At 71.1% G+C, this 16111-nt stretch carries 14 protein-coding genes; 8 read left to right on the plus strand and 6 right to left on the minus strand.

Annotated elements, in window-relative coordinates:
* Positions 1-4: 4 nt before the first annotated feature.
* The 5 genes from tpiA (at position 5) to pgi (ending at position 4775) form a co-directional block, all read left to right on the plus strand.
* A complete protein-coding gene (gene tpiA / locus ACWY4P_RS40280; RefSeq protein WP_456205596.1) occupies positions 5-781 on the plus strand; it encodes a triose-phosphate isomerase in 777 nt (258 codons plus the stop codon).
* 146 nt (positions 782-927) lie between these two features.
* Positions 928-1155: a preprotein translocase subunit SecG gene (secG, locus tag ACWY4P_RS40285; protein ID WP_456205597.1), complete on the plus strand. Its 228-nt coding sequence runs from the start codon at positions 928-930 to the stop codon at positions 1153-1155.
* Positions 1156-1397: 242 nt separating this feature from the next.
* Complete coding sequence (locus ACWY4P_RS40290) at positions 1398-1685, plus strand: RNA polymerase-binding protein RbpA (RefSeq protein ID WP_020872210.1); 288 nt, start codon at positions 1398-1400, stop codon at positions 1683-1685.
* Positions 1686-1831: 146 nt separating this feature from the next.
* The gene (locus tag ACWY4P_RS40295) at positions 1832-3073 is read left to right on the plus strand and encodes an MFS transporter (protein WP_456205599.1); all 1242 of its coding nucleotides are present in this window, start codon (positions 1832-1834) and stop codon (positions 3071-3073) included.
* 49 nt (positions 3074-3122) lie between these two features.
* Entirely contained in the window at positions 3123-4775 is a 1653-nt protein-coding gene (gene pgi / locus ACWY4P_RS40300; RefSeq protein ID WP_456205600.1) for a glucose-6-phosphate isomerase, read from the plus strand.
* Positions 4776-4879: 104 nt separating this feature from the next.
* Here the strand turns inward: pgi and pgl are convergent, their stop codons facing one another.
* The 5 genes from pgl to tkt are packed head-to-tail and all read right to left on the minus strand — an operon-like array spanning position 4880 to position 11593.
* Positions 4880-5662, minus strand: coding sequence for a 6-phosphogluconolactonase (pgl, locus tag ACWY4P_RS40305; RefSeq protein ID WP_456205602.1), 783 nt, complete (start codon positions 5660-5662; stop codon positions 4880-4882).
* Positions 5659-6771, minus strand: coding sequence for a glucose-6-phosphate dehydrogenase assembly protein OpcA (opcA, locus tag ACWY4P_RS40310; RefSeq protein ID WP_456205603.1), 1113 nt, complete (start codon positions 6769-6771; stop codon positions 5659-5661). The genes pgl and opcA overlap by 4 nt, the downstream gene beginning before the upstream one ends.
* Entirely contained in the window at positions 6768-8303 is a 1536-nt protein-coding gene (zwf, locus tag ACWY4P_RS40315; protein WP_456205605.1) for a glucose-6-phosphate dehydrogenase, read from the minus strand. The genes opcA and zwf overlap by 4 nt, the downstream gene beginning before the upstream one ends.
* A 6-nt stretch (positions 8304-8309) precedes the next feature.
* The gene (tal, locus tag ACWY4P_RS40320) at positions 8310-9452 is read right to left on the minus strand and encodes a transaldolase (RefSeq protein WP_456205607.1); all 1143 of its coding nucleotides are present in this window, start codon (positions 9450-9452) and stop codon (positions 8310-8312) included.
* 44 nt (positions 9453-9496) lie between these two features.
* Positions 9497-11593: a transketolase gene (gene tkt, locus ACWY4P_RS40325; protein ID WP_456205608.1), complete on the minus strand. Its 2097-nt coding sequence runs from the start codon at positions 11591-11593 to the stop codon at positions 9497-9499.
* Between the two features lie 301 nt (positions 11594-11894).
* Between tkt and ACWY4P_RS40330 the strand changes: the two genes are divergently transcribed.
* The 3 genes from ACWY4P_RS40330 to ACWY4P_RS40340 all read left to right on the plus strand — a co-directional run bounded on the left by ACWY4P_RS40330 (position 11895) and on the right by ACWY4P_RS40340 (position 15131).
* Positions 11895-12836, plus strand: a complete 942-nt coding sequence (locus ACWY4P_RS40330) for a heme o synthase (protein WP_456205610.1) — start codon at positions 11895-11897, stop codon at positions 12834-12836.
* Between the two features lie 42 nt (positions 12837-12878).
* Positions 12879-13259: a hypothetical protein gene (locus tag ACWY4P_RS40335; RefSeq protein ID WP_456205611.1), complete on the plus strand. Its 381-nt coding sequence runs from the start codon at positions 12879-12881 to the stop codon at positions 13257-13259.
* 645 nt (positions 13260-13904) lie between these two features.
* Entirely contained in the window at positions 13905-15131 is a 1227-nt protein-coding gene (locus tag ACWY4P_RS40340) for an amidohydrolase (protein ID WP_456205613.1), read from the plus strand.
* Here the strand turns inward: ACWY4P_RS40340 and ACWY4P_RS40345 are convergent.
* Positions 15095-16084 carry a COX15/CtaA family protein gene (locus ACWY4P_RS40345; protein ID WP_456205614.1) on the minus strand — a complete coding sequence of 330 codons (990 nt, stop codon included), beginning with the start codon at positions 16082-16084 and terminating at the stop codon, positions 15095-15097. The two genes, ACWY4P_RS40340 and ACWY4P_RS40345, sit on opposite strands and share 37 nt — an antisense overlap.
* Between the last annotated feature and the right edge of the window lie 27 nt (positions 16085-16111).

Raw genomic sequence — 16111 nt, forward strand, 5'->3', positions numbered from 1 at the left:
CACCGTGAGTGACCGCACCCCGCTGATGGCGGGCAACTGGAAGATGAACCTCAACCACCTCGAGGCCATCGCCCACGTCCAGAAGATCACTTTCTCGCTCACCGACAAGGACTACGAGGACGTCGAGGTCGCGGTCCTGCCGCCGTTCACGGACCTCCGGACGCTCCAGACCCTGGTCGAGCACGACAAGCTGAAGATCAAGTACGGCGCCCAGGACATCTCGGCGCACGACTCCGGCGCGTACACCGGAGAGATCTCCGGCGCGATGCTCGCCAAGCTGCGCTGCTCCTATGTGGCGGTCGGCCACTCCGAGCGGCGCCAGTACCACGGCGAGACCGACGAGCTGTGCAACGCCAAGGTCAAGGCCGCCTTCAAGAACGACATCGTCCCCATCCTGTGCGTCGGTGAGGGCCTGGACGTGCGCAAGGCGGGCAACCAGGTCGCACACACGCTCGCGCAGGTCGACGGCGGTCTGAAGGACATCCCGGCCGAGCAGGTCGAGCGGATCGTGATCGCGTACGAGCCGGTCTGGGCCATCGGCACCGGTGAGGTGGCCACCCCCGAGGACGCCCAGGAGGTCTGCGGGGCCATCCGGGGCCGCCTGGCCGAGCTCTACAGCCAGGACGTGGCCGACAAGGTCAGGATCCAGTACGGCGGCTCGGTGAAGTCCGGGAACGTCGCCGCGATCATGGCGCAGCCGGACGTGGACGGCGCGCTGATCGGCGGCGCGTGCCTGGACGCGGAGGACTTCGTCAAGATCGTCCGGTTCCGCGACCAGTGAGCACACCGGTGAGTAGGCCGTAGCAGGTCACTCGTCGTACCCTGGCGGGGGTCGAGGTGGTGCGATCGTCACCACCCGGCCCCCCGTTCCTTACCGTGTTCCTTACCGTTCCGTCCAAGCCCGAGAGAGTTGGTCCAGCCGTGGTCATGGGGTTCTCGATCGCCCTCATCGTCTTCAGCCTCCTGCTGATGATGCTGGTGCTCATGCACAAGGGGAAGGGCGGAGGTCTGTCCGACATGTTCGGTGGTGGTATGCAGTCCTCCGTGGGCGGCTCCTCGGTCGCCGAGCGCAACCTGGACCGGATCACCATCGTCGTCGGTCTGCTGTGGTTCGTCTGCATCGTCGTGCTCGGCCTGTTGATGAAGCTCGATTGAGCCGATAGCTGACGTACCGTCGTGAGCGCGGCTTATCATGGGCTTGCGTCCTGGGGGGCACCTCCCGGCCGGAGGCTGGGGGAGGCGGTAACTCCTCTCATTGGACGCGCGTTGGGCCTTACGTAGACTGGGGCGCCCGGCAGCGGAGCTGCCTACCAATGCTTCGCGGCACCATCACGCAGGGAGTTACGACCGTGGCAAGTGGCAACGCGATCCGTGGAAGTCGGGTCGGAGCGGGGCCGATGGGAGAAGCGGAGCGAGGCGAATCGGCGCCTCGCCTGCGTATTTCCTTCTGGTGCTCGAACGGGCACGAGACTGTGCCGAGCTTCGCCAGCGACGCGCAGATCCCGGACACTTGGGACTGCCCCCGCTGTGGCTTCCCGGCCGGCAAGGACCGGGACAACCCGCCGGACCCGCCGCGCACCGAGCCGTACAAGACGCATCTGGCGTATGTGCGGGAGCGGCGGAGCGACGCCGACGGCGAGGCGATCCTCGCCGAGGCTCTCGCCAAGCTCCGCGGCGAGATCTGAGCGGCAGGCGGGACGACGCACAGTACGACGGCCCGGCCGGGCACCTCTGACGGGGGTGCGCGGCCGGGCCGTTGTCAGTGGTGGGGGCTACGGTCGTGACGTGAGGTGCCGTAGGGGTCGGGACCGCGCGGTCCGGGAGGGGCGTCATGACCACGGTGGAGGCAGGTGAGCAGGGCGCCGGGCGGGCTGTGCCGCTTGCGTGGCGGGGTGGTTTCGGGCGGCTGTGGGGGGCCGCGGTGGTGTCCCGGTTCGGGGATGCGCTGCGCGGGGCGGCGCTTCCGCTGCTGGCCGTCTCGCTGACCGACTCCCCGGTGCTGGTCTCGCTGGTGACCGCGTGCGGATTTCTGCCGTGGCTGCTGTTCGGGCTGCTCGGCGGGGCCATCGCCGACCGGGTGGACCAGCGGCGGGCGATGTGGGCGGTGGACGTGGCGCGCGGCGTGCTGATGGCCGCCTTCGCCGTTGCCGTATGGCTGGGACATGCCACGATCGGCCTGCTGCTCGCCCTCGCCTTCGCGCTGACCACCCTGCAGACCCTCTTCGACAACGCCGCCACGGCCCTGCTGCCGACCGTGGTGGCGCCGGAGGCCCTGAGCCGGGCCAACGCCCGCCTGATGACCGGGCAGGAGGTCATGGGCCGGTTCGTGGGCGCGCCGCTGGTGCCGGTGGCCCTGGGGCTGGGCGCCGCTGTGCCGTACGCGGCCGACGCGGCCACCTATCTCGCCGCCGCCGCGCTGGTCGCCTCGCTGGGTGGGACACCGCCTGAGGCGCGGGAGCCTCGGTCGCCGGGCCGCTCGATCCGGAGCGACATGGCCGAGGGCCTCAAGGTGTTGTGGCGGGACCGGCTGCTGCGGGCGCTGTGCGTGTCCACCACGCTGTGCAATGTGGGCATCGGCGCCCTCATCGCCACGCTGGTGCTGCACGTCACCGGATGGCTGGGCGCCGGGGACGCCGGTTACGCGGCCGTCATCACGGTGTACGGGATCGGCAGCGTGACCGGTGGGCTGGTGGCCGCGCGGGTGGCGGAGCGGCTGGGGCGAGGCCCCACGATCATGGTGTGCGGCCTCGCGCAGATCGCCGCCCTCCTTGTCCTGGGCACGATCCGCGAGCTGCCGGCCGCCGTCGCAGCCTTCGGCGTCTTCGGCCTCGCCGGGATCATCTGGAACGTCACGGAGGTGACGATGATGCAGCAGCGCAGCCCGGCCGAGATGCTGGGCCGGGTCAGCGCCGCCTTCCGCACCCTGTCGATCGCCGGTGCCCCGCTCGGTGCCCTGCTCGGCGGGGTCATCGCCGCGGCATGGGGGCTGAACACACCGGCGCTGGCGGCCGCCGCGCTCTTCGTCGGCGGGCTGGTGGCCCTCGTCCCTGGGATGCGGTCCCCGATCAATTAGGTTGGGGGCACGGGGGCCAGGCACCGACAAGAAGTGGGCTGATTCCGAGATGAACGCAGACGGCCGCAGCAGGCTCGACCAGCTGCCGGAGTGGAACGCACTGGCCGCACACCGCCAGGAGCTGGGTGACGCGCATCTGCGCGAGCTGTTCGCCCAGGACCCCGAGCGCGCGGAGCGGTTCACCGTTCAGGTCGGCGACCTCCATCTGGACTACTCCAAGCACCTGGTGACCGACGAGACCCTGCGGCTGCTGCGGGAGCTGGCCCGGGCGACCGGGGTGGCCGAGCTGCGGGACGCCATGTTCCGCGGCGAGAAGATCAACACCACTGAGGACCGGGCGGTGCTGCACACCGCCCTGCGCGCACCCCTCTCCGCCGTCGTCGAGACCGACGGCAAGAACGTCCTTCCCGAAGTGCACGCGGTGCTCACCAAGATGGGCACGTTTGTCGACCGGATCCACTCGGGGGAGTGGACCGGCCACACCGGCAAGCCCATCAAGAACATCGTCAATATCGGCATCGGCGGCTCCGACCTGGGCCCGGCGATGGCGTTCGAGGCGCTGCGCGCCTACACCCACCGCGAGTTGCGGTTCCGCTTCGTCTCCAACGTCGACGGGGCGGACCTGCATGAGGCGCTGTACGGACTGGACCCCGCCGAGACGCTGTTCATCGTCGCCTCGAAGACCTTCACCACCATCGAGACCATCACCAACGCCACCTCCGCCCGCCGTTGGCTGCTGAGGGGTCTCGAAGCCGGCCAAGAGGCCGTCGCCAAGCACTTCGTGGCGCTGTCGACCAACGCGGAGAAGGTCGCCGAGTTCGGCATCAACACCGACAACATGTTCGAGTTCTGGGACTGGGTCGGCGGGCGCTACTCCTTCGACTCGGCCATCGGCCTGTCCCTGATGATCGCCATCGGCCAGGAGCACTTCCGCGAGATGCTGGCCGGCTTCCACGTTGTCGACGAGCACTTCCGCTGCGCCCCGCCCGAGGAGAACGCACCGATGCTGCTCGGGCTGCTGGGCATCTGGTACGGACGGTTCTTCGACGCGCAGTCGCACGCCGTGCTGCCCTACTCGCACTACATGTCGAAGTTCCCCGCCTATCTACAGCAGTTGGACATGGAGTCCAACGGCAAGTCGGTGGACCGCGAGGGCCGTCCGGTGAGCTGGCAGACCGGCCCGGTGGTCTGGGGGACACCCGGCACCAACGGCCAGCACGCCTATTACCAGCTGCTCCACCAGGGCACCAAGACGATCCCGGCCGATCTGATCGGCTTCGCCGAGCCGGTGGCCGACCTGACCCCCAAGTTCGCCGCCCAGCACGACCTGCTGATGGCCAACCTCTTCGCCCAGGGCCAGGCGCTGGCGTTCGGCAAGACGGCGGAGGAGGTGGCCGCCGAAGGGGTGGCGCCGGAGCTGGTGCCGCACAAGACCTTCCCCGGCAACCGCCCCACGACCACGATCCTGGCCCCCGAGCTGAGCCCCTCGGTGCTCGGCCAGCTGGTCGCGCTCTACGAGCACAAGGTGTTCGTCCAGGGCGCCGTATGGAACATCGACTCGTTCGACCAGTGGGGGGTCGAGCTCGGCAAGGTCCTCGCCAAGCGCGTCGAGCCCGCGCTCACCGAGGGGGCCGAGGTGCCGGGGCTCGACCCCTCCACGGCGCGGCTGGTCGCCACGTACCGCAAGCTGCGCGGGCGCTGAGGCCGCCGAGAGCACGGAACGAAACGCCGGACGGGCCGGCTGCGCCCGACCCGCTCATGCGGGGCAGGCCCAGTCCGGCCCGTCCGGTCCTGTCATGCGTCCGGTCAGGGCGACGCCGGGGGGTACAGCTCGCGCGGCAGGCCCGCCGCGGCGGTCCGGTCCAGCAGCCACAGCGTGCGGCGGCGGCCGTACGCGCCCGCGGCCGGGGCCTGGATCTCCCCGGCGCCCGACAGCGCGATCGTCACCGCCTTGGCCTTGTCCTCGCCCGCCGCCAGCAGCCAGACCTCCTGGGCCGCGCGGATCGCGGGCAGGGTCAGGGTGACCCGGGTGGGCGGGGGCTTGGGCGCACCGCGCACCGCCACCACCGTCCGCTCGGCCTCCCGTACGGCGGGCAGCTCCGGGAAGAGCGAGGCCACATGGGTGTCCGGGCCGACGCCCAGCAGCAGCACGTCGAAGGACGGCGCCGCGCCGTGGTTCTCCGGGCGCGCGGCCCGGTCCAGCTCCTCGGCGTACGCCTCCGCGGCGGCCTCCACATCGCTGCCCCACGGGCCGTCGGAGGCCGGCATCGGGTGCACCCGGGCCGGGTCCAGACCCACCGCGTCCAGCAGCGCCTCCCGCGCCTGGGTGACATTGCGGTCCGGGTGGCCTTCCGGCAGGAACCGCTCGTCACCCCACCACAGGTCAAGGCGCGACCAGTCCACGGCGTCCCGGGCCGGCGCCTCGGCGAGGGAGGCCAGCAGGCCGTTGCCGTTGCGCCCGCCGGTCAGGACCACCGAGGCCGAGCCGCGGGCGGACTGGGCGTCCACGATCTTTGTGATCAGCCGGGCCGCCGCGGCCTGTGCCATCAGCTCCTTGTCGCGATGGACGACGACCTGCGGAGCGCTCACGACGCCGCCTTGCCGCCGGCCTTGTCCCCGGCCGCCTTCGCCGGGGCCCCGCCCGCCGCGCGCGTCGCCTCCGGACGGGCACCGGCACCGGCCTTACCGCCACCACCAGAGCCAGAGCCAGAGCCAGGCCCGGCTGCCGTCGCACCGGTCCGCGCCGTGGGCTGCTCGGCCGCGCCGCTCACGCTCTTGCCGAGCCGGCCCACCCCGAACTTCACCGCCGAGGCGTACATCTCGTCCGGGTCGAGGCGGCGCAGCTCCTCCGCTATCAGCTCCGACTTGTCCCGCCGCTGTAGCGCGACATGCCGGTCCGGCTGCCCCGGCATCGCCAGCTCGGCCAGCGACCCGTTCGCCCGGTCCAGGCAGATGGTGCCGTCGGTCGTCTCCAGCCGCACCGCGGTCAGCCCGGGGCCGTCCGTGATGTGCCGCTGCACCGGGACCCGCAGCCGCTCCGCGAGCCACAGGGCCAGCAGTTCGCCACTCGGGTTGTACGCCTCGCCCTCGACCACGGCGGAGGTGATCGCCGAGTGCTTCTGGTCCAGCGCCGCGGCCAGCACGCTGCGCCACGGGGTGATACGGGTCCAGGCCAGGTCGGTGTCGCCCGGGGTGTACGTGCGGGCGCGCAGCCCGAGCGTGGCCACCGGGTCCTCGGTGTCCTGGGCGTCGGTGATCCGGCGGGCGGCCAGCTGGCCCAGCAGGTCCTCGCTGGGGTGCTCCGGCGCGTCCTCCGGCCACCACACCACCACCGGGGCGTCCGGCAGCAGCAGCGGCAGCACCACCGACTGGGCGTGGCCCGCGAGCTCGCCGTACAGCCGAAGCAGCACCGTCTCGCCGGTGCCGCTCTCGCCGGCGATCCGCACCTCCGCGTCCAGCCGGGCCACCTTGCGGTCGCGCGGCGAGCGCCCCGGCCGCTTGATGACGACCAGGATGCGCGAGGGGTGTTCCTTGGATGCCTCGCTGGCCGCCTTCAGCGCGTCGTAGTGGTTGCCTTCGTCGGTGACGATGACAAGGGTGAGCACCATGCCCACGGCCGGTATCCCCGCCGCCCGCCTCGCCTGGACCAGAGCAGCGTTGATCTGGCTGGACGTGGTGTCGGTGAGATCGATGTTCATGGCCGGCGCCAGCTCCGTCCGTCTCGTGCGAGCATCTCGTCCGCCGCCTTCGGCCCCCAGGTGCCCGCCGTGTACTGCTCGGGCTTGCCGTGCTGGTCCCAGTAGTCCTCGACGGGATCGAGGATCCGCCAGGACTCCTCCACCTCCTGGTGACGGGGGAAGAGGTTGGCGTCGCCGAGCAGGACGTCGAGCAGCAGCCGCTCGTAGGCCTCGGGGCTGGACTCGGTGAAGGACTCGCCGTAGGCGAAGTCCATCGTCACGTCCCGGATCTCCATGGAGGTGCCGGGCACCTTGGAGCCGAACCGGATGGTGATGCCCTCGTCCGGCTGCACCCGGATGACCAGGGCGTTCTCCCCGAGCTCCTGGGTGTCGGTGGCGTCGAAGGGGGAGTGCGGGGCGCGCTGGAAGACCACCGCGATCTCGGTGACCCGGCGCCCGAGCCGCTTGCCCGCGCGCAGGTAGAAGGGGACGCCCGCCCAGCGGCGGTTGTCGATCTCCAGCTTGATCGCGGCATAGGTGTCGGTCTTGGAGTTGGGGTCGATGCCCTCCTCCTCCAGGTAGCCCGCCACCTCTTGACCGCCCTGCCAGCCGTGGGCGTACTGGCCGCGCACGGTGTGCTTGCCCAGCTCCCTCGGTAGCTTGACGGCCTTGAGCGCCTTGAGCTTCTCGGTGACCAGCGCGGTGGCGTCGAAGGAGGAGGGCTCCTCCATGGCGGTCAGCGCGAGGAGCTGCAGCAGGTGGTTCTGGATGACGTCGCGCGCCGCGCCGATGCCGTCGTAGTAGCCGGCCCGGCCGCCGATGCCGATGTCCTCGGCCATGGTGATCTGTACGTGGTCGACGTACGAGCGGTTCCACAGCGGCTCGAACATGGTGTTGGCGAAGCGCAGCGCCAGGATGTTCTGGACCGTCTCCTTGCCCAGGTAGTGGTCGATCCGGAAGACGTCGCTCGGCCGGAAGACCTCATGGACGACCTGGTTGAGCTCCTGGGCGCTGGCCAGGTCATGGCCGAAGGGCTTCTCGATGACGGCGCGCCGCCAGGAGTCGCCCGGCCCGGAGGACAGGCCGTGCTTCTTGAGCTGCTGGACGACGGAGGGGAAGAACTTCGGCGGGACCGACAGATAGAAGGCGAAGTTGCCGCCCGTGCCGCGCGCCTTGTCCAGCTCCTCGATCGTCCCCCGCAGCTTCTCGAACGCCTCGTCGTCGGAGAACTCGCCGGGCACGAAGCGGAAGCCCTCGGCGAGCTGTTGCCAGACCTCCTCGCGGAAGGGGGTCCTGGCGTGTTCCTTGACCGCGTCGTGTACGACCTGGGCGAAGTCCTCGTTCTCCCAGTCGCGGCGGGCGAAGCCGACGAGCGAGAAGCCCGGCGGCAGCAGACCGCGGTTGGCCAGGTCGTAGACGGCCGGCATCAGCTTCTTGCGGGACAAGTCGCCCGTGACGCCGAAGATGACCAGGCCGGACGGCCCCGCGATGCGCGGAAGCCGCCGGTCCCGGGGGTCACGCAGCGGATTGGCTCCGCTCGTGGAAAGTGACAAGATCTCTCACGCCTCCGAAGGAGTGAGGCGGCCCAGCTCCGCCTCAGTGGACTTCAGCAGGTCGTTCCAGGACGCCTCGAACTTCTCGACGCCTTCGTCCTCAAGGAGCTGTACAACGTCATCGTACGAGATTCCGACCCCGGCAAGCGCGTCGAGATCGGCCTTGGCCTGCTCGTATGTACCGCGCACCGTGTCGCCGGTGATCCGGCCGTGGTCGGCGACGGCCTCCAGCGTGGCCTCCGGCATGGTGTTGACCGTGCCCGGGGCGACCAGGTCGTCCACGTAGAGCGTGTCCTTGTAGGCCGGGTCCTTGACGCCGGTGGAGGCCCACAGCGGGCGCTGCTTGTTGGCGTTGGCCCGGTCCAGGGCGGCCCAGCGCTCCGACGCCGGCGTCGACTTGTCGTGGGAGCCGAACACCTCCTCGTACGCCTGGTAGGCGAGGCGGGCGTTGGCCAGGGCGGCCTTGCCGCGCAGCGCCTTGGCCTCGTCGGTGCCCAGCTTGTCGAGGCGCTTGTCGATCTCGGTGTCCACGCGGGACACGAAGAAGGACGCCACCGAGTGGATCTTCTGTAGGTCGAGCCCCGCGGCCTTGGCCTTCTCCAGGCCGGCCAGGAAGGCGTCCATGACCTCGCGGTAGCGCTCCAGCGAGAAGATCAGCGTGACGTTGACGCTGATGCCGAGCCCGATCACCTCGGTGATCGCGGGCAGCCCTGCCCTGGTGGCCGGGATCTTGATGAAGGTGTTGGGCCGGTCCACCAGCCAGGCCAGCTGCTTGGCCTCGGCGATGGTGGCGGCCGTGTTGTGCGCCAGGCGCGGGTCCACCTCGATGGAGACCCGGCCGTCCTGGCCGCCGGTCGCGTCGTGGACCGGGCGCAGGATGTCGGCGGCGTCCCGGACGTCCGCCGTGGTGATCATGCGGACGGCCTCGTCGACGGTGACCTTGCGGGTCGCGAGGTCGGCCACCTGCTGCTGGTAGCCGTCACCGCCGGCGATCGCCTTCTGGAAGATCGACGGGTTGGTGGTCACGCCCACCACATGGCTCTCGTCGATCAGCTCGGCCAGGTTGCCGGATGTGATGCGCTTGCGTGAAAGGTCGTCGAGCCAGACCGCGACGCCTTCGTCGGCCAGCCGCTTGAGTGCGTCTGTCATCGGGATTGCATCTCCTACTCGTCGCTACAAGGTCGTATACGGCGTCAGTGCCCGGCGGTCTCAAGCGACTCGCGGGCGGCGGCGACGACGGCTTCCGTGGTCAGGCCGAACTCCCGGTAGAGCACCTTGTAGTCGGCGGAGGCGCCGAAGTGCTCGAGGGAGACGATGCGGCCGGCCTCGCCCACGAAGCGGTGCCAGGTCAGCCCGATGCCCGCCTCGACGGCCACGCGGGCCTTCACGGACGGCGGCAGCACGCTGTCCCGGTACGCCTGGTCCTGCTCGTCGAACCACTCGACCGAGGGCATCGAGACCACGCGGGTGGGGACGCCGGCGGCCTGCAGCTGCTCGCGCGCCTCGACGGCGAGCTGCACCTCGGACCCGGTGCCGATGAGGATCACCTGCGGAGCAGCGCTCTGTCCTTCGGGCCTTTCGGCCTCGGCCAGGACATAGCCACCCTTGGCGGCGTCCTCGTTGACGTCGTACGTCGGCACGTTCTGCCGGGTCAGCGCGATGCCGTGCGGGGCGGGCCGGTCGCTGTGGCGGCGGGTGATCTCGCGCCAGGCGATGGCGGTCTCGTTGGCGTCGGCCGGGCGGACGATGTTCAGGCCCGGGATGGCGCGCAGCACGGACAGGTGCTCGACCGGCTGGTGGGTCGGGCCGTCCTCGCCCAGGCCGATGGAGTCGTGCGTCCACACATAGGTGACGGGGAGCTTCATCAGGGCGGCGAGACGGACGGCGGGGCGCATGTAGTCGGAGAAGACCAGGAAGGTGCCGCCGTAGACACGGGTGTTGCCGTGCAGCGCGATGCCGTTCATGGTCGAGCCCATGGCGTGCTCGCGGATGCCGAAGTGCACCGTACGGCCGTACGGGTCGGCCTCGGGAAGCGGGTTGTCCTTGGGGAGGAAGGACGAGGACGCGTCGATGGTGGTGTTGTTCGAGCCCGCGAGGTCGGCGGAGCCGCCCCACAGCTCGGGGAGCACCCCGCCGAGCGCCTTGAGGACCTGGCCGGAGGCCTTGCGGGTGGCCACGTCCTTGCCCGGCTCGAAGACCGGGATCGCCTTGTCCCAGCCCTCGGGCAGCTCACCGGCGGTGATCCGGTCGAACTCGGCGGCGCGCTCGGCGTTGTTGTTCCGCCAGTCCTGGAGCTGCTTGTCCCAGGCGGCGCGGGCCTCGCGGCCGCGGCCGGCCAGACCGCCGCGGGTGTGGGCGATGACCGACTCCTCGACCTCGAAGTCCTGCTCGGGGTCGAAGCCCATGACGCGCTTGGTGGCGGCGACCTCGTCGGCGCCGAGCGCCGAGCCGTGGGCGGCCTCGGTGTTCTGCGCGTTCGGCGCGGGCCAGGCGATGATCGTGCGGGCGGCGATGATCGAGGGGCGCTCGGTCTCGGCCTGCGCCGCCTTCAGCGCCGCGTACAGCGCGTGGACGTCGAAGTCGCCGTTGGGCGCCTGCTCGACGCGCTGGACATGCCAGCCGTACGCCTCGTAGCGCTTCAGCACATCCTCGGAGAAGGCGGTCGCGGTGTCGCCCTCGATCGAGATGTGATTGTCGTCGTACAGCGCGATCAGATTGCCGAGCTTCTGGTGGCCGGCCAGCGAGGAGGCCTCCGCGGAGATGCCCTCCTCCAGGTCGCCGTCGGAGACGATCGCCCAGATGGTGTGGTCGAAGGGAGAGGTGCCCTCGGGCGCCTCCGGGTCGAACAGTCCACGCTCGTAGCGGGTCGCCATCGCCATGCCCACCGCGTTGGCGATGCCCTGGCCCAGCGGGCCGGTCGTGGTCTCGACGCCGACCGTGTGGCCGTGCTCCGGGTGGCCCGGGGTCAGCGAGCCCCAGGTGCGGAACGACTTCAGATCCTCCAGCTCCAGGCCGAACCCGCCCAGGTACAGCTGGACGTAGAGGGTCAGCGAGGTGTGGCCGGGCGAGAGGACGAACCGGTCACGGCCCACCCAACCGGCGTCGGACGGGTCGTGCCGCATCAGCTTCTGGAAGAGCAGGTACGCGGCGGGGGCCAGGCTCATGGCGGTGCCGGGGTGGCCGTTGCCGACCTTCTGCACGGCATCCGCGGCCAGGACACGCGCCGTGTCCACGGCACGCTGGTCCACATCGGTCCACTCGAGGTCTGTGGTAGTCGGCTTGGTGCTCACCCTGAGTCAGGGCTCCTCTCCACACTGTCCGTATAACGTCCATATCCGGCGACGATGCGCACACCGGCTTTGTCGAGCCTACCCCTGGAAGAACGCTCATCTTTTCGAGCGAGTACCCGGCATCCGGGGAACGAATGCCGGAGATGTGCCATTCCCTCGAGCGCCGTGAGCTCCGCGAACACGAGCCGACCCCGGCGGCGGGCGGCGTATCCGCAACGTCTAGAGTGGCGTGGTACGCGCAAGTCTTTACCGGCTCTTCATGTCCGGTGCTTGCTGGTTCTTGCTTCTACCAGGGGTGTGCGTGACGGCCGTCGATTCCCGTCCTGCGGGGGTGCTCGATACGAGCCGGAGCCGCCGGCCGCTCGGTGCCCGAGTCAAGGCGTTCGTGGCACTGACCAAGCCGCGTGTCATCGAGCTGCTGCTGATGACGACGGTGCCGGTGATGTTCCTGGCCGCCAAGGGCGTCCCGGATCTATGGCTGGTGCTCGCCACCTGCGTCGGCGGCTATCTGTCGGCCGGCGGCGCGGCCGCGTTCAATATGTATTACGACCGCGACATCGACGCGCTCATGGACCGCACCTCGCAGCGCCCGCTGGTGACCGGCATGGTCTCGCCGGCCGAGTGCCTGGTCTTCGCGTTCGCGCTCGCCATCGGGTCCACCGCCTGGTTCTGGTTCCTGGTCAATCCGCTGTCCGCGATTTTGTCGCTCGGCGCGTTGGTTTTCTACGTCGTCGTCTACACGATGTGGCTCAAGCGGCGTACCGCGCAGAACATCGTCTGGGGTGGCATCGCCGGCTGTATGCCGGTGTTCATCGGCTGGTCGGCCGTCACCAATTCGGTCTCCTGGGCCTCGGCGATTCTCTTCCTCGTCATCTTCTTCTGGACGCCGCCGCACTACTGGCCGCTGTCGATGAAGGTGAAGGACGACTACGAGCGCGTGGGCGTGCCGATGATGCCCGTGGTCGCGGGCAACAAGGCGGTCGCCCGGCAGATCGTCCTCTACAGCTGGGTGATGGTGGTCGTCTCGCTGCTGCTGTGGCCGCTCGGCTACACGGGCTGGTTCTACCCCGTCGTGGCCGCCGCGCTGGGCGCGTTCTGGCTCAAGGAGGCGCACGGGCTGCATGCGCGCGCCAAGGCCGGGATCACGGGGGCGGGGCTCAAGGAGATGCGGCTGTTCCACTGGTCCATCACCTATGTGTCGCTGCTGTTCGTCGCCGTCGCGGTGGACCCCTTCCTACGCTGACAGCTCTTCCCGTGCTGATTACCGCTCGGTAGCATCGTCTTCATGGGAGACACCACGCAGACGGACCCGGAAGGCCAGGCGGGCAAGGCCACACCGGGCAAGGCCGTGTCGGCCAGGACCGAGAAGCGGGTCAAGCGGCTCGCCCACCAGATGACGGCCTTCGCACAGACCCACGGCGGCAGCGCCGAGGGCCAGCTCGCCCACATCGGCCGCGGCACCGTCCGCGTCGCCCTTGTCGGGGCCAACGGCGACTGGGGCACGCTGGTCGCCCCGTCCCACGAGACCGCCCGCCGCGCCGCGGAGTCCGCGGGGATCACCCTGCACGACGACTTCGACGGCGCACTCGCCGCGAAGGTCCGCACCGGCCCGTACGAGTGGACCCGCATGGCCGGCATCCAACTCGGCGGCCCGAGCAACGGGTAGCCGGTCGCGGCGGCTTTCCCTCCGCCCCTTTTCGCCCCTTCCCGCGGCATTGCTGTGCGGCTCCGCCGCGTGGGGCCCCGGGCTGAGGGCTTGGCCCCGGGTTCACGTGGGCTGCGCCCGGCGCCCCGGCGTGGCTCCGCCCCAGGGGTGGCGGAGACCCGGTCCCGAGGGCCGGTGGGCCTCGCTCCAGACCGCGCGTGGGTTGGTCCCCGCGCCCCGGGCGCGGGGCGCGGGGGCGGTGGGGACCTCGTCCCGAGGTCGGTGTGGGCTGCTTCGGCGTCCGGCGGGGGCTGGTGCCCTTCGGCCTGCGCCGGCCGGGGCACGCGCCGACCCGGCTGAAGCTCCGCCCCGCGTTTCTGCGTGAGCTGCTCCCCGCCCGACGGCGCTCGCGTCACTGGTTCCGGGCTGGGGCGGAGCCCCCACGCGAAGGAGCCGCATATCGCCGCTGTGCCCCTGCGCGGAGCCCCGGTGGGGGCAGGGGGCGGAGCCCCTGGTTCGGGGAGGGGCGGGGTGGGGAAAACCCTCCGCGGCACACGACCCGCACACGCCCTCCGATGCGCCCTCTTGCCGAGCCTGCCGGGGCGGGCCACGCTCGGGGGCGGGCCTGGCGACACCTCATAACCGTTTCGCCCGTTAAGCCCTTCGATGCCCGACGGCGAGGAGGCGGCGGTGATGGACGAGGCGACGGGCGCGTCGGCCGATCCGGCCCCCTCGGACACCCTGGAGGGCACCCCGGAGGACGCCCTTGAGGCCGCGCTGGAGACACCGGACGGGCCCTTCGCCGGACGGGGGGAGCACCTCGCGGGCCAGGCATGGGCGAGAGCGCTGCCGCCGCTCGTCGACCAACACAGTCACGGCGCTCTCCACGGCGAGCTCGGCCTCGGCTCGTTCGAAGCCCATCTCGCCGCCGCCGTGGGCTCCGGCGCCGCCGCCCCGGCGGGCACCACCTTCTTCGACAGCTGGACCGGCCTGGCCGTACGCCGCTGGTGCCCCCCGCTGCTCGGACTGGAGGCCCACTGCGCCCCTGTCCGCTATCTCGCCCGGCGGCGCGAGCTGGGCGCCTACCGCGCGGGGCGGCTGCTGCTGCGCGGCGCGGGCATCGGCACCTTCCTACTGGAGTCGGGGTCGCCGGGCGAGCTCACCTCGGCCGCTGAGCTGGCCGCGGCCGCGGACGGCCCGGTCCACGAGGTCATCCGCCTGGAGCCGCTGGCCGAGGAGGTCGCGGACACCTCTGGCTCGGTCGACTCGTTCATCGGCAACACCGCAGAGGCCCTGTACGCCGCGGCCCAGCACGCCACCGCCTTCGCCCTGGGCGTCACCTTCTGCGACGAGACCCCGCCGGACCCCCGGGAGGTGCGGCGGGCGGCGGACCGCTGGCTCAGCGGGCGCACCCCGCGGGCCCGCCCAGCCGATCCGGCGCTGCTCCAGCATCTGCTGTGGAGCGCCGTCGCGACCGGCCTGCCCGTGCAGCTGCACTGCGCCGACCCGCAGCCGCTCGCGGGCTTTCTGCGCGCCACCGCGGGCGCCGGGACCGGCCTGGTGCTGCTGCCCGGCCGGCCGCACCACCGCCGCGCCGCCCAGCTGGCCGCGAGCTTCGCGCACGTCTACGCGGACGCGGGGCCCCGACCGGGGGAGACCCTCGCCGAGGCGCCGTTCGGCAAGCTGCTGTTCTCGACCGGGGCGCGGGCGCTGCCCGAGCTGTATGTGACCGGCGCCCGGCTGTTCGTACGGTCCATGGCGCGGCTGGCGGCCGAGTGGGTCGCCGACGGCGTCTGCACCCGGCCCGAGGCGCGGCGCATCGCTGCTCTCGTGGCGGCCGGGACCGCGCGCCGGGTCTACCGGCTGGACGCGGCGGCCTCGGCGACGGGCTGAGCGGCCGGCGCGGGGGCGGCGACCGGCGCGGGGAGCTCCGCGCGCTCGCGCTGGGAGAGCAGGACCCGCAGCACCGCGATCAGCACGAGGCAGGAGCCGAGCATGTGGACGCCGACGACCACCTCGGGCAGATGCGTGAAGTACTGGACGTAGCCGACCACGCCCTGCAGGAGCAGGATGACGAGGAATTCGACGACGGGGCGGCGCAGAGTGGCCGGGGCCTTCACGGCGCGCAGGGTGAACCACAGGGCGGCGCTCAGGCCCAGCACGATGTAGACGAAGTCCACGTGCAGCTGGGTGATCTCCTGCCAGTCCAGCGGGATGCGGTGCACCTTCCGGGCGTCGCCCGCGTGCGGCCCGGCCCCGCTGACCGCGGTCCCGATCAGGATCAGCGCGCCGGTCGCGCCGACGAGCAGCCAGGTCAGCTGGCGGATGGGACGGGCGACCAGATCGCGGGGCTCGGCGTCGCCCTCGCGGGTGCGCTGCCAGGTCACCACGGTGACCACGAGCAGGGCGGTGGCCAGGAGGAAGTGCGAGCTGACGATGTACGGGTTCAGTCCGGTGAGCACCGTCATGCCGCCGACCACGGCGTTGCCCATCACGATCCAGAACTGGGCCCAGCCGAGCCGGGTGAGCGAGCGACGCATCGGGGTACGGGCGCGGGCGGCGATGATCAGCACGCCGACGACCGCGCACAGCACATACGTCAACATGCGGTTGCCGAACTCGATGGCTCCGTTGATGCCCATCTCGTGGGTGGGCGTCAGGCTGTCCTTCGTGCAGGTCGGCCAGGTCGGGCAGCCGAGCCCGGACTGGGTGAGCCGGACCGCGCCGCCCGTCACCACGATGACCACGGTCATCACCACGGCGACCAGCGCCGCGCGTTCCACAAAGCGCGCGGACGGCTGCCAGCGGCGGGCGATCTGCTCAAGGGGGTTCAGCGAAGAGGGCACGTCGCCCATCGTAGGCGGGCGCTTGTG

The organism is Streptomyces sp. LZ34 (assembly GCF_053890475.1).